This is a genomic window from Enterococcus sp. DIV1368b, assembly GCF_050529595.1.
GTDB lineage: Bacteria > Bacillota > Bacilli > Lactobacillales > Enterococcaceae > Enterococcus_B > Enterococcus_B mundtii.
The window spans coordinates 812,901-829,794 of the sequence record NZ_CP172883.1 but is presented as its reverse complement, the minus strand read 5'-3'; the positions used below and the strand labels follow the sequence as shown (position 1 = coordinate 829,794).

The window sequence follows — 16,894 nt, the reverse complement described above, 5'->3', positions numbered from 1 at the left end:
ATTGTTCACTGATTTTGGGGCAGCATATTTGTTTGATTTATGCAGTCTTATTATCAAGCCAATCTTCGTTTTAGTTTTTTTGGATCTGCTAACATCTCAAAAACAACCCATAACATCCACTTTATTTGGAAGTTACAGGTCATTCCTCACATTTCTTTATTCGACTTTTATTTTGATTCAAATGCATCACTTATTTTTCTGGTAGTGTATCCGGGGTCTGCAATTGCCAATCTTTACTATAGAAAGCATCGTCCATCTGATAATGACTCACTGGCTGCTCCTCTTCTAAGAAGGGTTGGATGTACTGATCTGCAGTCAACCAGCCTTGCCAACCAAGATGGATCGTATCTTCCATAAAATAGGGAACACTAGCCATCTTTGTTAAGTCTGCGATATGTTGAAATCCTTGTTTCTTTAATTGATACTTGACTTTTTTGGCAAATCCTTGCAACATTTCTTGAGACAAACCAGTATAATCACTCCACTTTTCATTCACTGGTGGAAGAATGAATAGTGCTTCAGTATGTTCATTTGCTAGTTGTTGCAATAATAATTGAAAATCAGAATATTCCTTTGAAAAACGATAATCCCAGTCTTTCTGTGAGTCTTTCAACTCATCTAAATGGTGTTTGATTCGGGTATTGTAGAAATCATCTTTTAGAGCAAAAGGATTATTCTTAGTTTTACTAGCACCAATCTGCGTAGCGAGCTTATTTAGTTGTTCTTTTTCATAGCTCGTCGGTAATGGTTTAGTCGCTTGATCGATCTGTTTTTGTTTATCCGTCAAACCAATCCCACTAAATAATTCATCCTCACGCTTCAAGATGTTCCATTTATCTTCCAAGCCCGCTAATTCTTTATCATTGGGTTTGATTCCTTTTTGTACTGTACTTAAAATCCGCGTGATGTCCTCATCTTTCGAAACGATTGGAAAACTTAATAAACGTCGCGCGAAATAGCGATCTGAAGCGGTCACTTTTTTTATTGAAAACAGCCAATCCAATGTCTGTAACTCTGAATAGTGGGTACTGAAATAGTCTTCCTTCACCCCGTCTTTTACGAACCACTGAGGAGACACGATGACCACTACTTTTTTATTTCTGAGATCCTTACTAGCTGAGCGCATCATCATGAACTGGCTCAGCGATTGAGTCCCAGGGGCACCTAATAAAAATGGTTCGTAGCTCCGTTGATATTTCTGGGCTAAAACAGAAGGATGAAAAGGACTGATCCGACTCAATTCACTTGAACCAAGAAAAGGCACATACTTTTTTTCAGTAAAAGCTGTATTTTTGATTACATCCCCTCGTAAGACGTTGTCTGACATCGAACTGGCTGCTCTATGAATGATTTCTGGGTCAGCTACATTCACGCGATAAGATGAAGTGAAAAAAATCGCAATCAGTATAAACGCAAATATCACTGGACCAAAAATCGCAAACAGCTTTTTCTTCATCGTTATCCCTTCAATTCGTTGATTTGATCAATAATTTTATTTGGTGTTGCCCATTCTTCTCGGTCAAATTCTGAGACAGGAACTTGTACATCAAGTTGTCCATCCAGCTCAACTAATAATTGAACAGATCCTAGTGAATCCAATAAACCTTCACCAAACAAATCGATTTCTTTATTTTCTTTCACTTCATCTGTACCTGTAATCTCTGCTAAAATCGTTAAAACTTGTTCTTCCATATCTATTCTCTCCTTTAAACTCGTCATTTATTTAAAAAATAGTTGATCTAAAAATCCTGAAAAAATCAATAAGCTAGCACATACTGCTTGAAACGTCATGAAAACAGAAAATGCGTGGGTCAAGCGATTGGAAGGAAGTTTTTTCTTCCGTTTTTTCTTGTAGCGAATCCATGCATCTGTCACACAAATCAGCGTTGCATGATAGATACCATACAAAATGTAGTACCATGTCAAACCGTGCCAGACACCCATCAATAGAAACAATGCAAAGTATCCGATATTTGAAGTCACGATCCTACTCTTGAACCATTTTTTCTTCATCAAGAAGAACATCAACCGCATATACACGTAATCTCTGAACCAGAAGGACAAAGACATATGCCAACGATTCCAGAACTCTTTGATGTTCCAAGCTAAAAATGGTTTGTTGAAATTGATCGGGGTATCATAGCCCATCAAATAACTCGTACCAACCGCAAACAAACTATAGCCAGCAAAATCGAAAAAGAGATACAAACTATAGACATACATGTAACCCAATAGCCACCATGAGATTCCGCCATGAGCCAAGGCACCTTTTGATACGATGGGTAACAGTACCTGTCCCAGATAATGACCGATGATGAATTTGTATAAAAAACCCATAAACAAATGATGGACCCCTTTTTCCAACATTTCCAGATATTGTTCCTTTGTTGGTGGTTGGAGCTGATCTTTTTCAAATCTTCGATAACGATCGATTGGTCCTGAAGAAATGGTTGGAAAAAACAACAAGAACTGAATATAACGGTAAGGATGATAGGTTTTGATCATACCGTCTCTCATTTCCATGATCATTTGTACCGATTTGAATGTTAAATAGGAAATACCCAGAAAACTAAGCAGTGATCCCTTACCAGATGTTAGAAATGGTGTGACTTTCGTAATCGCTAAAGGTAGAATTGCTAGAACTACCGCTAGATAAAACCATACACTCTGATTTCTTTTTTTTCGATAAGTGCAATAACACCAAACAAGTATACTTTGCCAGACCACATAGCCAATCAAAGCAAGTCCTTGTTGCCAATACGTTCCTCCAAAGCTGATGAACAAGAAAAAGAAAGTGACAAAAACTTGATAAGTTCCTAAGCGTTTCTGGAAAAATAGTAGAGAAAAAATGATTGGCGCTAACGCGAAACTCAGTAATAGAAAATAATACGGCTCCGCATAAGGAATCATATGTGGGAGACTCATCACCTATTCACCTCAGCTGTCAATGCTTTTCGATCAATTTTCCCATTGTTCGTTTGTGGCAATTGGTCAATAAACGCCACTTTTTGTGGGATCATATAGTCCATCAGAAAATCGGTCAACCTTTGTTTGATCGAACGTATCAACTGATAATTAGTATCCGGAATCGCTTGGTTCAGTACAACAAACGCCACTAATTGTTGGACTTTCGATCCTTGATATTTGGGCACAACGATTGCTTGTTTGATTCGTTCATCTTTAAGCAACGCATGTTCAATATCACCTAATTCAATGCGGTAACCATGTAATTTCACCTGTTGATCGATTCTTCCCTCAATAAAAAGCAAACCGTCCTCTGCTAAATATCCTGCATCTCCTGTTCGATAGTTTTGATGCCCAGTTACTTGAAAGAACACTTCTTTTGTTTTCTCAGGATTGTTCAAATAGCCTTTTGACACGCTAGGACCGCTAATCAAAATCTCGCCATGATCACTTTCGCCATTTTTCAAAATGGATACAGTAGTATCAGACTTGACATAGCCAATTGGTAAACGCTCATACGTAGCCAATACTTCTCTTGTGATCAATATACTAGAGATGGCTACTGTCGCTTCTGTCGGCCCATACGTGTTGTAAATTTTGGCTGAAGGAAACCGTTCGAGTAACGCTTGCGCCGTTTTTTTCGTCAATTCTTCGCCACAGAAAATGAACGTAGTCAGTTCTGGTAAATGTCCATCGTCAAAAGATGCGTCCATCAAGCAAATATCGACAAACGAAGGGGTTGATACCCAGATGTCCAGTTTTAATTGTGGTAAAACGGCAAATAGTTTTTGAAAATCTTGTACGTTTTCCTTAAATAAGGGCTTGATGATCCCACCGGAAACTAATGCTGGATACAAAGTGAATACAGATAAATCAAAAGAGAAAGGCGCTTGTGCTAAAAAAGCTTGTCCCTCTTTGATTGAAAAATCGCTCAAGACCCAATCGACAAAGCTCACTAAGTTATCATGACTGATTTGCACGCCTTTGGGTTCCCCTGTGGTGCCCGAAGTAAAAATCAGATAAAAATTTTCATCACCTTTCACTGCATGCTCAAATGGATAACCAACTATCGAGGCGATGATCGAGCGTAGACAATCTTTTTGGATGATTGGTAGATCTGTCTCAATCTCCCAGTCGCTTAAACTAATGATCATACTAGGTTGTGCGACACGTAAAATCGCTTCGATCCGCTCCTTCGGTGTATGGGCATCAATCGGTAGATACGCATGTCCTGCTTTCACTGCACCCAAGAATGATACCACCATCTCAAACTCTAGATTGCCGAACACGACGATTGGCCCTTTCGTAGTCAAACGCTTCTCTAAGTAATAGCCTAATGCATCTGAGGAGTGCTTCAATTCTTGATATGTGTGTCGCTCCTCTGCTGTCTGATATGCGATTCTCTCTGGGTCTGCTATTCCCCAAAAATCGATCGCTTCCACGATTCCTTTTTTCTTCATCGTTTCCCTCCTAGAATTCGTTATATATAAATGTTCCACCTTGAATATTTTTGTAATGATACAAATAAATGAGTAACAATAGTATCGTAGAATAAATAAGGGTTCGAAGCATAAAAGTTCGCCAATATCGAACCTGTGGTTGCTGCCACCATTGTTTCATCTCTTTTTCCTCCTATTTAGATCCTTAGTCAAATTCTACTCATTCCATCCACAAAAAAACATTTGTTTTACTAACAGAATGCGCTTTACAGCTAACAGTTTTGTCACTAACTAAAGAGAACAAAAAAAAGAGCCGTACGAAAATAGATTCGTACAACTCGATTCTGTCTTTCGTTCAGCTAGAATAAGATACCCTTTTTGCTCTATTCTTCTTATTCCTCAATGATCCGACAATACAAACGGCTAGTCATAAAGTAAAAGAGTAGGTAAATGACGATCAATAAGCCACAGACAAAGTATGCCAACCAATAGTCTGCCCCTTCTACATATTGAGAAAACACATTGATGGCAAATACAGCATGAGTGATGCCCAAAATCATTGGTGGAAAAAACATCAACGCATTTTGTTTATAGATCATCCGATTTGTTTTGCGTTGAGCAATCCCTAATTTTGTCAGCAATTGATAATTGGTTCGTTCAATTTCAGCTTCGGATAATTGCCGAACCATCAAGATACTACCAGTTGCAATGATCACGATCATCCCCACAAAAAGGGCAACAAAGATATTGATTCCAATTTGACGATCAGTGGCACGCAGTCTAGGATAGCGAGCATTATAATTCAAACGTGAAGCTTGACCTGTTAATTTATTTTCTGAGTATTCACTTTCCTCTGCTTTAGAAGCATCGGTATGGATCGTCCCAACTATCCCTTGATCGGTGATCTCATAACTATAATAAATCGTGTGGTTCCAATTAGTAGCTACTTCTTCATTTAATCGTTCGGTCAATTTTTCTTGATTGCCACCAGTTACATTCCAATTGATGATCTGAAAGTCTAATCCAGTTACACGGTCAAAGATCGCTTGATCAACGACCAAGGTCGGTCCATAATAGGTCATATCTTCATCTCCCAGAAATCCCGGAAGCACCTGTTGGATCAATAGTTCTTGCTGACCAGGTAGATGGATCTTTTTCCCGTAACTAGAAAAATTACGAAACATCGATTCTATTGCATCTAACATGACTGTATGATTTTTTCCTGTAAGTTTGATTTCTGGCAGACTAGGTTTGATTTTGCGAAAAGCGTGATACTCTTTTTCAGAAATCAAATTGACTGGCTTGATCTCATTGCCGGCAGATACCGAACCAATGCTCAAGTCATAATAGCTACCTACTACTTTGTAATGAAAAACGAATTCATCAGTGATCTTCTGATTCTCTTCTGCTAAGATCGGTCGAAGTTTGTTTGCCGTCTGAGTATCTAATTGATAAGAAACAGGAGCAGCAATCTCTTCACGATGTGCAATGAGTGTCGATATACCAGTCATCCCTCCGATCATTGCCAAAGATAGACCGATAACTAATGTGATCAACGAATTCATTCGCCAACTTTTTAAAAGATGGATCTGTGTGTTCCCAATCAATAAAAAATTGGTTCCTCGATACTTGAATCTCGAATCGCTCAACAAATGGAGCAACAAGCGAAAAGAATAACAAAAGAACAGATAGGTTCCTAATAAACAAACAAAAAATATCGAAAATGGGAAAGCAATCATTAATCCTAGATTTACCTTTTTTTCAAATAGCTGACTAATCGTTTCTCTAAAGTTCCATGCGGCGAAATAGCTACTAGAAATCATCAATAGACCGATTACGCCTAATAAACGATGCCTTGTGCGAATACGCAACATTGAACTTTCCACTTGTTCTCTTTCCCCAAAACTACGATTCATGGGATAACTCCAAATCTTCCATAGTGAATAAAGAGAAACTGCTGAAAGAATCACAAAAAATACCACGACGGTTTCAACAATGGACGGGATAGAAATAAAAAAACGACTAGTAATATCCATCTTCATCATTCGTACTAAAATCATTTGAAACAATTTTGAAAAAATACTTCCCAATAAAATACCTAACATACAAGCAAAAAAACCAATAGTCATCGTTTCCAACACATAGATCGATGAAATCTGGAATTTACTGATTCCAAACAATTGATAGATCCCAATTTCTTTTTGTCTCCGATTGAGAAAGAAACGATTAGCACTGAGTACGAAAAAGAGTAAAACAACGGTAATGATCCAACTACCAAGCTTTAAAATAGTATCTATCGAAACATCTTGACTTGCCCTTCGAATCAGTGATTGGTCATAGGTCATCGCGCTAAAAGAGTAATAGATCATCGTCGATAAGGTCAAACTGAAGAAATAGACAAGGTAGCCCCTCGATTGTTTAAAAAAACTTTTTGCGGCTAGTTTATAAAGCATTGATTTTACCGCCTCCTCCAATCGTCGCCTGCATGTCGATGACTTTTTCAAAGAATTCTTTTCTCGTTCCTCGGCGGATCACTTCTGAAAAAATCACACCATCTTTGATAAATAAAATACGATTGCAATAACTAGCTGTATAAGGATCATGTGTCACTAATAAGATCGTTGATTTTTCGACTTCGTTGACTGTTTTTAAATAATTCAACAATTCTGTTGCTGATTTTGAATCCAATGATCCCGTTGGTTCGTCTGCGAAGATCACCTCTGGTTCTACTACTAAAGCTCTAGCTGCCGCAATCCGTTGTCTTTGTCCAACTGACATTTCATCAGGATAACGTTTTAGTAATTCTTCGATCCCTAAAAGCTGGGCAACATGTAAAACTCTTCGGTCCATTTCATCTTTTGCCATATTTTCAATAGCCAAAGGAAGTAAAATATTATCTTTACCATTCAATGTATCGATAAGATTGAACGTTTGAAAGATAAAGCCAATTTTTTTTCGTCTGAAATCACTCAATTCATGTTTTTTCATTTTTGTGATTTCATTCCCTTGGATCATCACACTACCCATCGTTGGTAAATTGATCGTTGATAAGATATTCATCAGAGTAGTTTTTCCAGCCCCACTTGGCCCCATGATCCCAATAAACTCTCCTTCTTCAACTGAAAAAGAAACATTGTCTAACACCTTGACCGGTGATTTACTACTTCCATAACTTTTACTTAGATGTTTTACTTCGATTATTTTACTCATGCTAATCCTCCACCTTTATCCTTAATTGAATAGTATCACATCCTTTCACTTTTTTCCCTTTTGATTTTGTCACCTGACCACTCGAAAAATTTATCCATGAAATTTTTTTATTCAATTTTTTTATTCAAAAAAAAATAATTCGTATTTTCCAAAAGCTGATACCATACGTTTTCACTTTTTTTCACAAGATAATATACACCATATATAGTATACTCATTCAATTATACAGCGATAAAACACTATATGTAGCAGATAATTAGTTGCTCCTTTCTTCAATTTGTTTTATGATAGACAAGAACTATTTTTGTAGGAGCTGAAGAAAATGAAACGAACAGATCAAGAAATGGCTGTACTAGAAAAACAGCCTGAAACCAAAAAAATGACTGTCATCAAACGCGACGGACGCGAGGTACCATTTGATGAACAGAAAATAAATGCCGCACTGATCAAAGCAGAAAAGAAAATTCACGGTTCCTTATCTCCTATTACGTACGAAAAGATCCAATCAATCGCAGAACTTGTGATCAAAGAAATCAAAGATCGCTTCGCAAATAACGTAAAAATCTATGAGATCCAAAATATCGTTGAACATATTTTGTTAGAAAAAAACGAATATGCCTTAGCAGAAGAATATATCCACTATCGAACAAAACGTGATTTTGCTCGTAGTAAGGCAACAGACATCAACTTTTCGATTGAGAAACTGATCAATAAAGACCAAAGTGTTGTCAATGAAAATGCGAACAAGGATAGTAATGTGTTCAATACACAGCGTGACTTGACTGCTGGGATCGTTGGGAAATCGATTGGGCTAAAATTACTCCCACCGCATATTGCCAACGCACATCAAAAAGGCGATATCCATTATCATGATCTCGATTATCATCCGTATACACCAATGACAAATTGCTGTTTGATCGACTTCAAAGGTATGTTGAACAACGGATTTAAAATTGGGAATGCAGAAGTCGAATCACCAAAATCGATCCAAACAGCAACGGCACAGATCTCACAGATCATTGCCAATGTTGCATCTAGCCAATATGGCGGATGTTCTGCCGATCGTACAGATGAATTGCTTGCTCCTTTTGCACAATTAAATTACAAAAAGCATTTAATTGATGCCAAAGAATGGATCGACACACCCGAACGTCAAGAAGCCTATGCAAAAGCCAAAACAAAAAAAGATATTTTTGATGCCATGCAAAGTTTAGAATATGAGATCAATACACTTTTCACTTCCAACGGACAAACGCCTTTTACTTCACTTGGCTTCGGTCTAGGTAAAAATTGGTTTGAACGAGAAATTCAAAAAGCGATTTTACAAATCCGGATCAATGGATTAGGAAGTGAAAAACGGACAGCAATCTTCCCTAAATTGATATTTACACTAAAAGACGGAATCAATCTGAAACCCACTGATCCAAACTACGACATCAAACAATTAGCATTAGAATGTGCCACAAAAAGAATGTATCCAGATATTCTAAATTATGACAAGATCGTTGAATTGACAGGAAGCTTCAAAGTACCAATGGGCTGTCGCTCCTTCTTACAAGGTTGGAAAGACGAGAACGGTGAAGAAGTGAATGTCGGAAGAATGAATCTAGGTGTGGTTACATTGAACTTGCCACGGATCGCCTTGGAAGCAGATGGTGACCAAGAAAAATTCTGGCAATTACTTTCAGATCGCTTGTCGATCATGAAAGATGCATTAGTTTATCGTGTCGAACGTTGTAAAGAAGCGATTCCTGCAAATGCACCGATCCTTTATATGTATGGTGCCTTCGGTAAACGACTATCTCGTACAGACGCCGTAGACGAATTATTTAAAAATCGTCGAGCAACTGTTTCATTAGGCTACATTGGACTTTATGAAGTCGCTGCTTCTTTCTTTGGCGGTGAGTGGGAAAATAATGCTGAAGCTAAAGACTTCACTCTGGATATCGTGAAAAAACTAAAAGCCAATGCAGACGCTTGGGGGAATGAATATGGCTATCACTTCAGCGTATACTCCACGCCAAGTGAAAGCTTGACTGATCGTTTTTGTCGTTTAGATACAGAGAAATTCGGTATCGTTGAAAATATCACAGATAAAGAATATTACACTAATAGTTTCCACTATGATGTGCGTAAAAATCCAACGCCATTTGAAAAACTTGAATTTGAAAAAGACTATCCAAAATACTGTTCTGGTGGCTTTATCCATTACTGTGAATATCCAGTCTTGCAACAAAACCCTAAGGCATTAGAAGCTGTTTGGGACTTTGCCTATGACAAAGTAGGCTATTTAGGAACCAATACGCCGATCGATCATTGCTATCAATGTGGTTTTGAAGGAGATTTCCAACCAACTGAACGTGGCTTTGAATGCCCAGAATGCGGCAATCACGATCCAAAATCATGTGACGTAGTCAAACGAACATGCGGCTATCTAGGAAACCCACAAGCCCGCCCAATGGTCCACGGCAGACACAAAGAAATCTCATCACGCGTGAAACATATGAAGTAAGGTTGTGAGAAAAGCGTCCTGACCTGAGCAGTAAGAGGGGAAATCAGAAAATAGCTTCTCATATTTTTTGATTTTTCAGCTTAATGTTGAAGGTCAGCTTTTCGAACACCGTAGATAAGGTTGTGAAAGAAGCGTTTAGCACTGAGTAATAAGACAGAAAAATCAAAAATGGCTGTTTCATTTTAGATTTTTTTGACTTATTACCGAAGTGTTGCTTCTTGAACACCGTGGATGAGGTTGTGAGAAAAGCGTCCTGACCTGAGCAGTAAGATGGGAAATCAGAAAATAGCTTCTCATATTTTTTGATTTTTCAGCTTAATGTTGAAGGTCAGCTTTTCGAACACTGTAGATAAGGTTGTGAGCAAGCCGTTCAGCTCCAAGTAATAAGATAGAAGATGGGAAAATAGTTTTCTATATTTTTTCATCTTTTGACTTATTATCGTAGGAATTGGCTTTCGAACACTGTAGATAAGGTTGTGAGACAACCGTCCAACTCCAAGTCATACGAGAGATAGTACCCCTTCTTCTGGCTATTTTCTTATGTCTCCTACGACCTTCAAGAATTTTTTATAACGGATACCATTTTATAATGAAAGAAGTTTTACTATGAGAAATCCTAAACCTAAAGAATGGCTGGCTCAAGATTATAGTCATGACTATATTGCCGATTATAAACCGTTCAACTTTGTGGATGGCGAAGGTGTTCGTAATAGCTTATATGTAAGTGGCTGTTTATTTGCCTGTGAAGGTTGTTTTAACAAAGCCGCTCAGAATTTCCGTTACGGCAAACCATTCACTGCTGAACTGGAAGAACAAATCATGGCTGATCTACGCAATGATTACGTCCAAGGATTGACACTCTTAGGCGGTGAACCTTTTTTGAATACGAATGTTTGCCTACGTGTAGTCGATCGAATCCGGCAAGAATTTGGTCACAGCAAAGACATCTGGTCTTGGACCGGTTATACCTTCGATGAATTATTACAAGATTCGGAAGATAAACTAGAACTGCTCTCGAAAATCGATATTCTTGTTGATGGCCGTTTTGAATGGTCAAAAAGAGATTTCAAATTACAATTTCGTGGAAGTAGTAATCAGCGCATCATTGACGTGCAACGATCGCTTGCTGAAAAACAAGTCGTCATCTGGGAAAAATGTACAGATGCTACGCAAACATATGAACAAATAAAAAAACAAGAACTGATTTAACTATACTCAGTTTTGATTGAACACAATAAAGAATGCTCCATCTAAAAGGCCAAGACAGAAGTGAATTTCGCTTTTGTCTCAAAGTCTAAGATGGAGCATTCTTTATTCTATTTCTGATTCTATCGCTTGCGTTTCCCACAAAGGCAACACAATATTCTCATAAGTCATCGGATCTAAATTCGTCAGTGTGATACCTAATAAACGAATCCCTTTCTCTATCCCTAAAATCTCTTCCCATATCAGACTCGCTTGATAAAACAGCGCTTCTTTTTTATAAACATATTCTGGTAATGTCACTCGCTTCGTTACTGTAGAATAATCGGTATAACGGACCTTCAAGACAACTGTTTTTCCATGTTTCTGAACACGTCGGAGAGACTCTTCTACTTTCTCAGCTAGCTGACGTAATTGACCTAAAACTTCTTCTTCTGTTCTTAGTGGTTGTCCATACGTATGCTCTTTTCCGACTGACTTACGCTCGCGGGTGACATTGACCGGCGAATCATGGATACCTCGTACTTTTCGATACAACGAATACCCCATTTTACCAAACTGTTGGATCAACATCATTTCACTGCATTTATACAGATCTTCTCCTGTAAAAATACCTAATTCATGCATTTTAGGAACAGTTTTCTTGCCGACACCATGAAATTTTTCGATTGGTAATGCTTTTAAGAAATCGACTGCTTCTTCGGGGGTAACGACCGTCATTCCTTTAGGTTTTTGAAAATCTGATGCAAGTTTCGCTAAAAATTTATTATAGCTGACACCAGCCGAACAAGTCAGATGCACCGTTTGCCAAATATCAAGTTGGATCATGCGGGCGATCTTGATCGCTGATTTACAATTGATTTTATTATTCGTGACGTCTAAATAAGCTTCATCAATACTAACTGGTTCGACTAAGTCTGTATAGCGATAAAAAATCTCCCTGACTTCTTTTGATATCGCACTATATTTTTGGTGGTCTCCCGGTTTGAAAATCGCTTCTGGACAAAGTTCATAGGCTTTTTGGGCACTCATTGCTGAATGAATACCGAACTTACGTGCTTCATAGTTAGCCGTTGTCACTACCCCACGCCCGCCAGTATCACTCGGATGTCTGGCGATCACTAAGGGTTTACCACGAAGCTCAGGGTGATCTCGTTCTTCAACGGATGCAAAAAAGGCATCCATATCGATATGGATGATTTTTCTTGACGTATCATTATGTAAAGGAAACTGTAATTCCATCAGACTCACCCCACTATCATTATACACGAACTTTTGTTCCCTTTCAAGTTAGGAGGTTAGTTTTTCAAAGAAGCTGTACCTCGTGCTTAATTGATTCTAAGAAAAAAATCGTTCAAAAGACTGTTCACCACAGCAATCTTCTGAACGATTTTTTTCATGAAAAGTTAATCATCCAATTCATGGAACTGACGATAAACTTCTTGTTTTTTTATTCCGTTTTTGACTGCAATCGTTTTGATTGCCACGTTAGTTTTTTCTCCTTGCTCAATCAATTGTTGTACCTGTTCTTTTAACGTACCTTGAAGTTGTTCACTTGGTACGACCTCTTCGTTACTTCCCTCAACAAGTAAACAGCATTCTCCCTTGATCGGCTGTTTTTCTAAATAAGCAAGTAATTCTTCAATGTCTCCGCGTAAATATTCTTCATGGATCTTCGTCAATTCTCGACAAAGCACAACTTGACGATTACCGAACACTTCTAACATATTAATCAACGTTGCAGCCACGCGATAAGGTGATTCATAAAAAATCAATGTTGCTGTTTGATTGCGCAACGATTCCAACATTGTTTTTTGTTCTTTTTTCTTTCTAGGTAAAAAACCATGAAATAAAAATGGCTGCGGTACGAGACCTGAAGCAATCAATGCAGTCATTCCTGCGGTAGGTCCTGGCAATGCAACGACTGGAATATCTTCCTTGATACAAGCAACGACAAGCTCATGTCCAGGATCACTGATAGATGGCATGCCTGCATCACTCACTTGTGCTATCGATTTTCCTTCTTTTAGCCAGTCGATCAATTGAGGAATACGTTCTTTATAATTATGTTCGTGTAAACTTTTTTGGGCAGTTTGGATCTCGAAATGATTCAATAGCTTTTGTGTATTGCGTGTATCCTCACTTGCGATCAAATCCGCTTCTTGTAATGTGCGCACACTGCGAACAGTCATATCCTCCAAATTTCCGATCGGTGTTGGAACGAGGTAAAGTGTGCCAAACACGTGATTTCCTTTAAAGCTCTTTTGGTTATACATATGATTCTCCTTCTCAAACAGAGTAAAGGAAGCTACTCTAATTAAAAAATTTATCCTGGTAGTTCAACGACGAATACCGCAAAACAAGAATGCTTTGCGGTATTCGTTGACCGTGATAGAAGCCACTAGATCCTTTGATTTAGCGTCCACTTTCTCGATAGATCACTTCTAAACAGAACGCACAAGGTTCATCATTTTCACGTCTTGAACCATACAAATCATAACAAACATGAAATCCTTCTTCATAAATCTTTTCAAGATTCATTCGGGATTTTGATAGTTCCTGTTTGGCATTTTCAGCTGGAGCTTGCGCCACTTGGTTCAATTCACGAAGATGTTCGCGTAGTCGTTGATTTTCCATCTCTAAGGTGGTATTTTTCTCAACGATCTCATGCAGTGCATGTTTCATCTCTACTAATTCAGTCAATGTATTTCGTAACTCTGACTCCAATTGGTTCAACCCATCATATAATGATCTCTTATCCATTCATCTCACCTACTTGGATGAAATTTTTTAGTTCATCCCATTCATATTCAACAGGATTCTCCCGTCCGTTCAGTCGCACACTAACTAAGCGACTAAGCAGATTCAATCCTACGACTTTCCCTTTACCATCAGGAGTTTCAAGTGTTTTCCCAAAGTCAGGGAGTTCTTTTTTTGCGGCTTCATATGCTTCACTTTCATACTGTAGACAGCACATCAAGCGACCACACAAGCCAGAAATTTTAGTTGGGTTCAGTGATAATCCTTGTTCTTTTGCCATTTTGATCGAAACAGGCACAAAATCTCCTAAGAAAGAAGAACAACAGAGTGGTCGCCCACAAGGCCCGATACTTCCGATCATCTTCGCCTCATCCCGAACACCGATTTGTTTCAATTCGATCCTTGTACGAAAAACGGCCGCCAAATCTTTCACTAATTCACGAAAATCAATACGTCCATCTGCCGCAAAATAAAAAGTCAATTTGCTTCGATCAAAAGTATATTCAACTTGGACGATTTTCATTTCTAGTTTTCGATCTCTAATTTTTTCTTTCGCAATCAAAAAAGCTTTTTTTGCATCTTCTTCATTTTTGTTGCTTTTTTTAAGCTCAGCAGTTGTTGCTTTATGCAAAATGGGATTGATGGTTTCAGGTAAATCTTCCAGATCAATATCTCTTTTGGGAATAGCAACCGTTGCGATATGTAAAGTTTGCTGAGACTCGACTAACACTTTATCATTGTATGCATATTCTGAATCTCCGGGTGTAAAATAATAGACATGACCAGCATCTCTATAACGGACACCTACTACTTCTACCATTTGTGGCCTCCTTGATTACGCAAAATATAAATTGACAAATCAAAAAATCGTTTGTAATACAAATTGCTCAGCGACGGCTTGAAAACTCACATTGCTACGTAGTTTTTGTTCTGCTAACAAAAGACGTTCAATCGTTTGATTCAGCCGTTTGACTTTACCATACTCCCCAGATGTTATCGCCTGTTTTTGAGCTTCCTGATAATAATACATTAAAATTGAAAAACCAGTAAATTGTTGATTTTTTTCTTTAAATACTTTCACCAATCGTTTTTGGACATAGATAAAGGCTTGTGTATCTCTTTTATCCAAGTAGACAAACCATTGATAAATCAAGTCCTTAGCCTCATTAAACCATTCATCTTCTGAGATTTCAACTGCTTTTCCTAAACTGTTTGTCAAGAATGACAAAAGTTTTGCTTTTTCCGCAGAAATTTGCTGATCTTGTAATTTTTGAATCAATGAATCCTTTGACAATTCTTGGAAATGCAAGGTTTGACAACGAGATTGGATCGTAGGTAAGATCCGACCAATGGCTTCCGTTTCTAAAATCGCTAGAAAATCACCAGGTGGTTCTTCTAAAAATTTCAATAAACTATTGGCCGCACTCGCATTCATTTTTTCTGCTTCCTGGATCAAGAATACTTTTTTCCTTGATTCATATCCGCTACGACTAAACTCTGTCTGTAAGCGCCGGATCTGATCGACCTTGATCGACTGACCATCGGGTGCAAGAACGAGTACATCTGGATGTTCTTGATTTTGGATCCGTTGACAATTATTGCATCTGCCACAAGGTTGTTGGTTGTTCATCTTCGTACAATATAAATGTTGTGCTAACCAAATGCCTACCTCATGCTTTCCTGTACCTTTTTCACCTTCAAAAAGATAAGCATGAGCGAGACGCCCATGCTCAAAACTTCGTTGAAGTTGTTGATACACGAGAGGTTGCATTTGCGCAAGTATGTTTTCTTGAGCCATAGTTCCTCCTAGAAATGGTGGAATCCTTCAACTGGTAAGACAAAGACTGTTGCTCCGCCCACTTCTACTTCTACAGGATAAGGAACGCCACCGTCCATTGAAATATCTAACGTTACTGGAGTAGAAACAAATTGTTTTCTTGACTCACACGTTTTTTTGATGATCTCTAATGCTTCTTCGACGCGATCGTCCTCGATACCAACGATAAATGTACTGTTTCCCGCTTTAAGGAAACCACCAGTAGAAGATAATTTAGTCGCACGAATGTTTGCATCGATCAATTCATTGGACAAACGGTTGCTATCTTTATCTTGAATGATTGCTAAAATGATTTTCATTTACGTTCACCTTCCTGACTTTCAAAATATTGTGGAAATTGGTTGATAATTGCGTGGTAACTCAATTGTAACACTTCTTCAAAACTATTTCTTGCATCGATCTTATGGATGCGGTCTGGATGCTCCTCTACCAATTTCAAATAGGCATGACGGACACGCTGGTGGAACTCTAATCCTTCTGAATCTAAGCGATCGATTTGATTCTGGCGATTTTTAGCGATTCGACGTAATCCTGTGTCAGAATCCACATCAAGATAAAGAGTAAAATCAGGAGTCGTTCCTTCTGTAGCAAATTCATTCAGTTCAGCAATCTCGTTTACGCCGATCCGACGACCTGCACCTTGATAGGCCAACGAACTATCGACAAAACGATCGCACAAAACGATTTTCCCACTCGAAAGTGCAGGTAAAACTTTTTCGACTAAGTGTTGTCTTCGAGCAGCTGCGTATAATAAACTTTCTGTTCGCTCGTCCATGCGATCATTTTTCGGATCAAGGATCACTGCACGAATCTGTTCAGCAATTGGTATCCCACCTGGTTCTCGAGTTTGAATGATCTCTGTTTTTGCTACTTGTTGTAAAAGAGGAAATAGTTCTTTGATGATACTCGTTTTACCTGCACCATCAGGTCCCTCGATCGTAATAAATAAGCCGTTCACACTTGTTCCTC

At 38.3% G+C, this 16,894-nt stretch carries 16 protein-coding genes; 2 read left to right on the top strand and 14 right to left on the bottom strand.

Translation table 11 applies throughout. The features are described from left to right. Positions 1–190: 190 nt before the first annotated feature. The 7 genes from dltD to IGJ19_RS03840 all read right to left on the bottom strand — a co-directional run bounded on the left by dltD (position 191) and on the right by IGJ19_RS03840 (position 7,613). A complete protein-coding gene (gene dltD / locus IGJ19_RS03870; protein ID WP_074800150.1) occupies positions 191–1,456 on the bottom strand; it encodes a D-alanyl-lipoteichoic acid biosynthesis protein DltD in 1,266 nt (421 codons plus the stop codon). Positions 1,457–1,458: 2 nt separating this feature from the next. After that, entirely contained in the window at positions 1,459–1,692 is a 234-nt protein-coding gene (dltC, locus tag IGJ19_RS03865) for a D-alanine--poly(phosphoribitol) ligase subunit DltC (RefSeq protein WP_071866988.1), read from the bottom strand. Between the two features lie 27 nt (positions 1,693–1,719). After that, the gene (gene dltB / locus IGJ19_RS03860; RefSeq protein ID WP_142432935.1) at positions 1,720–2,925 is read right to left on the bottom strand and encodes a D-alanyl-lipoteichoic acid biosynthesis protein DltB; all 1,206 of its coding nucleotides are present in this window, start codon (positions 2,923–2,925) and stop codon (positions 1,720–1,722) included. Then, positions 2,925–4,424 (bottom strand): D-alanine--poly(phosphoribitol) ligase subunit DltA, encoded by a 1,500-nt coding sequence (gene dltA, locus IGJ19_RS03855; protein WP_430604428.1) that lies wholly within the window; start codon positions 4,422–4,424, stop codon positions 2,925–2,927. Before dltA ends, dltB begins: the two co-directional genes overlap by 1 nt. 10 nt (positions 4,425–4,434) lie before the next feature. Further along, entirely contained in the window at positions 4,435–4,584 is a 150-nt protein-coding gene (locus IGJ19_RS03850) for a teichoic acid D-Ala incorporation-associated protein DltX (RefSeq protein WP_115357407.1), read from the bottom strand. 211 nt (positions 4,585–4,795) lie between these two features. Continuing rightward, positions 4,796–6,856, bottom strand: a complete 2,061-nt coding sequence (locus IGJ19_RS03845) for an ABC transporter permease (RefSeq protein WP_074800139.1) — start codon at positions 6,854–6,856, stop codon at positions 4,796–4,798. Continuing rightward, positions 6,846–7,613 carry an ABC transporter ATP-binding protein gene (locus tag IGJ19_RS03840; protein ID WP_071866992.1) on the bottom strand — a complete coding sequence of 256 codons (768 nt, stop codon included), beginning with the start codon at positions 7,611–7,613 and terminating at the stop codon, positions 6,846–6,848. Before IGJ19_RS03840 ends, IGJ19_RS03845 begins: the two co-directional genes overlap by 11 nt. A gap of 322 nt (positions 7,614–7,935) precedes the next feature. Between IGJ19_RS03840 and nrdD the strand changes: the two genes are divergently transcribed. Both nrdD and nrdG read left to right on the top strand, forming a co-directional pair. Beyond that, positions 7,936–10,125, top strand: a complete 2,190-nt coding sequence (nrdD, locus tag IGJ19_RS03835; RefSeq protein WP_019723769.1) for an anaerobic ribonucleoside-triphosphate reductase — start codon at positions 7,936–7,938, stop codon at positions 10,123–10,125. A 606-nt stretch (positions 10,126–10,731) separates the two neighbouring features. Next, positions 10,732–11,334 (top strand): anaerobic ribonucleoside-triphosphate reductase activating protein, encoded by a 603-nt coding sequence (gene nrdG / locus IGJ19_RS03830; protein ID WP_071866994.1) that lies wholly within the window; start codon positions 10,732–10,734, stop codon positions 11,332–11,334. A 102-nt stretch (positions 11,335–11,436) separates the two neighbouring features. On the opposite strand, the gene dinB is transcribed toward nrdG, so the two are convergent. The 7 genes from dinB to tmk all read right to left on the bottom strand — a co-directional run bounded on the left by dinB (position 11,437) and on the right by tmk (position 16,883). Further along, positions 11,437–12,573 carry a DNA polymerase IV gene (gene dinB / locus IGJ19_RS03825; protein WP_177187677.1) on the bottom strand — a complete coding sequence of 379 codons (1,137 nt, stop codon included), beginning with the start codon at positions 12,571–12,573 and terminating at the stop codon, positions 11,437–11,439. 161 nt (positions 12,574–12,734) lie between these two features. After that, a complete protein-coding gene (gene rsmI, locus IGJ19_RS03820; protein WP_272018098.1) occupies positions 12,735–13,604 on the bottom strand; it encodes a 16S rRNA (cytidine(1402)-2'-O)-methyltransferase in 870 nt (289 codons plus the stop codon). A gap of 139 nt (positions 13,605–13,743) precedes the next feature. After that, on the bottom strand, positions 13,744–14,091 hold the full coding sequence (locus IGJ19_RS03815) for a DNA replication initiation control protein YabA (protein ID WP_010736045.1): 348 nt from the start codon (positions 14,089–14,091) through the stop codon (positions 13,744–13,746). After that, positions 14,084–14,908: a PSP1 domain-containing protein gene (locus tag IGJ19_RS03810; protein WP_071866997.1), complete on the bottom strand. Its 825-nt coding sequence runs from the start codon at positions 14,906–14,908 to the stop codon at positions 14,084–14,086. The genes IGJ19_RS03815 and IGJ19_RS03810 overlap by 8 nt, the downstream gene beginning before the upstream one ends. Positions 14,909–14,947: 39 nt before the next feature. Next, the gene (gene holB, locus IGJ19_RS03805) at positions 14,948–15,886 is read right to left on the bottom strand and encodes a DNA polymerase III subunit delta' (protein WP_071866998.1); all 939 of its coding nucleotides are present in this window, start codon (positions 15,884–15,886) and stop codon (positions 14,948–14,950) included. Between the two features lie 8 nt (positions 15,887–15,894). Beyond that, positions 15,895–16,224 (bottom strand): cyclic-di-AMP receptor, encoded by a 330-nt coding sequence (locus IGJ19_RS03800; RefSeq protein WP_010736048.1) that lies wholly within the window; start codon positions 16,222–16,224, stop codon positions 15,895–15,897. Next, the gene (gene tmk / locus IGJ19_RS03795; RefSeq protein ID WP_071866999.1) at positions 16,221–16,883 is read right to left on the bottom strand and encodes a dTMP kinase; all 663 of its coding nucleotides are present in this window, start codon (positions 16,881–16,883) and stop codon (positions 16,221–16,223) included. The genes IGJ19_RS03800 and tmk overlap by 4 nt, the downstream gene beginning before the upstream one ends. Positions 16,884–16,894: the final 11 nt, after the last annotated feature.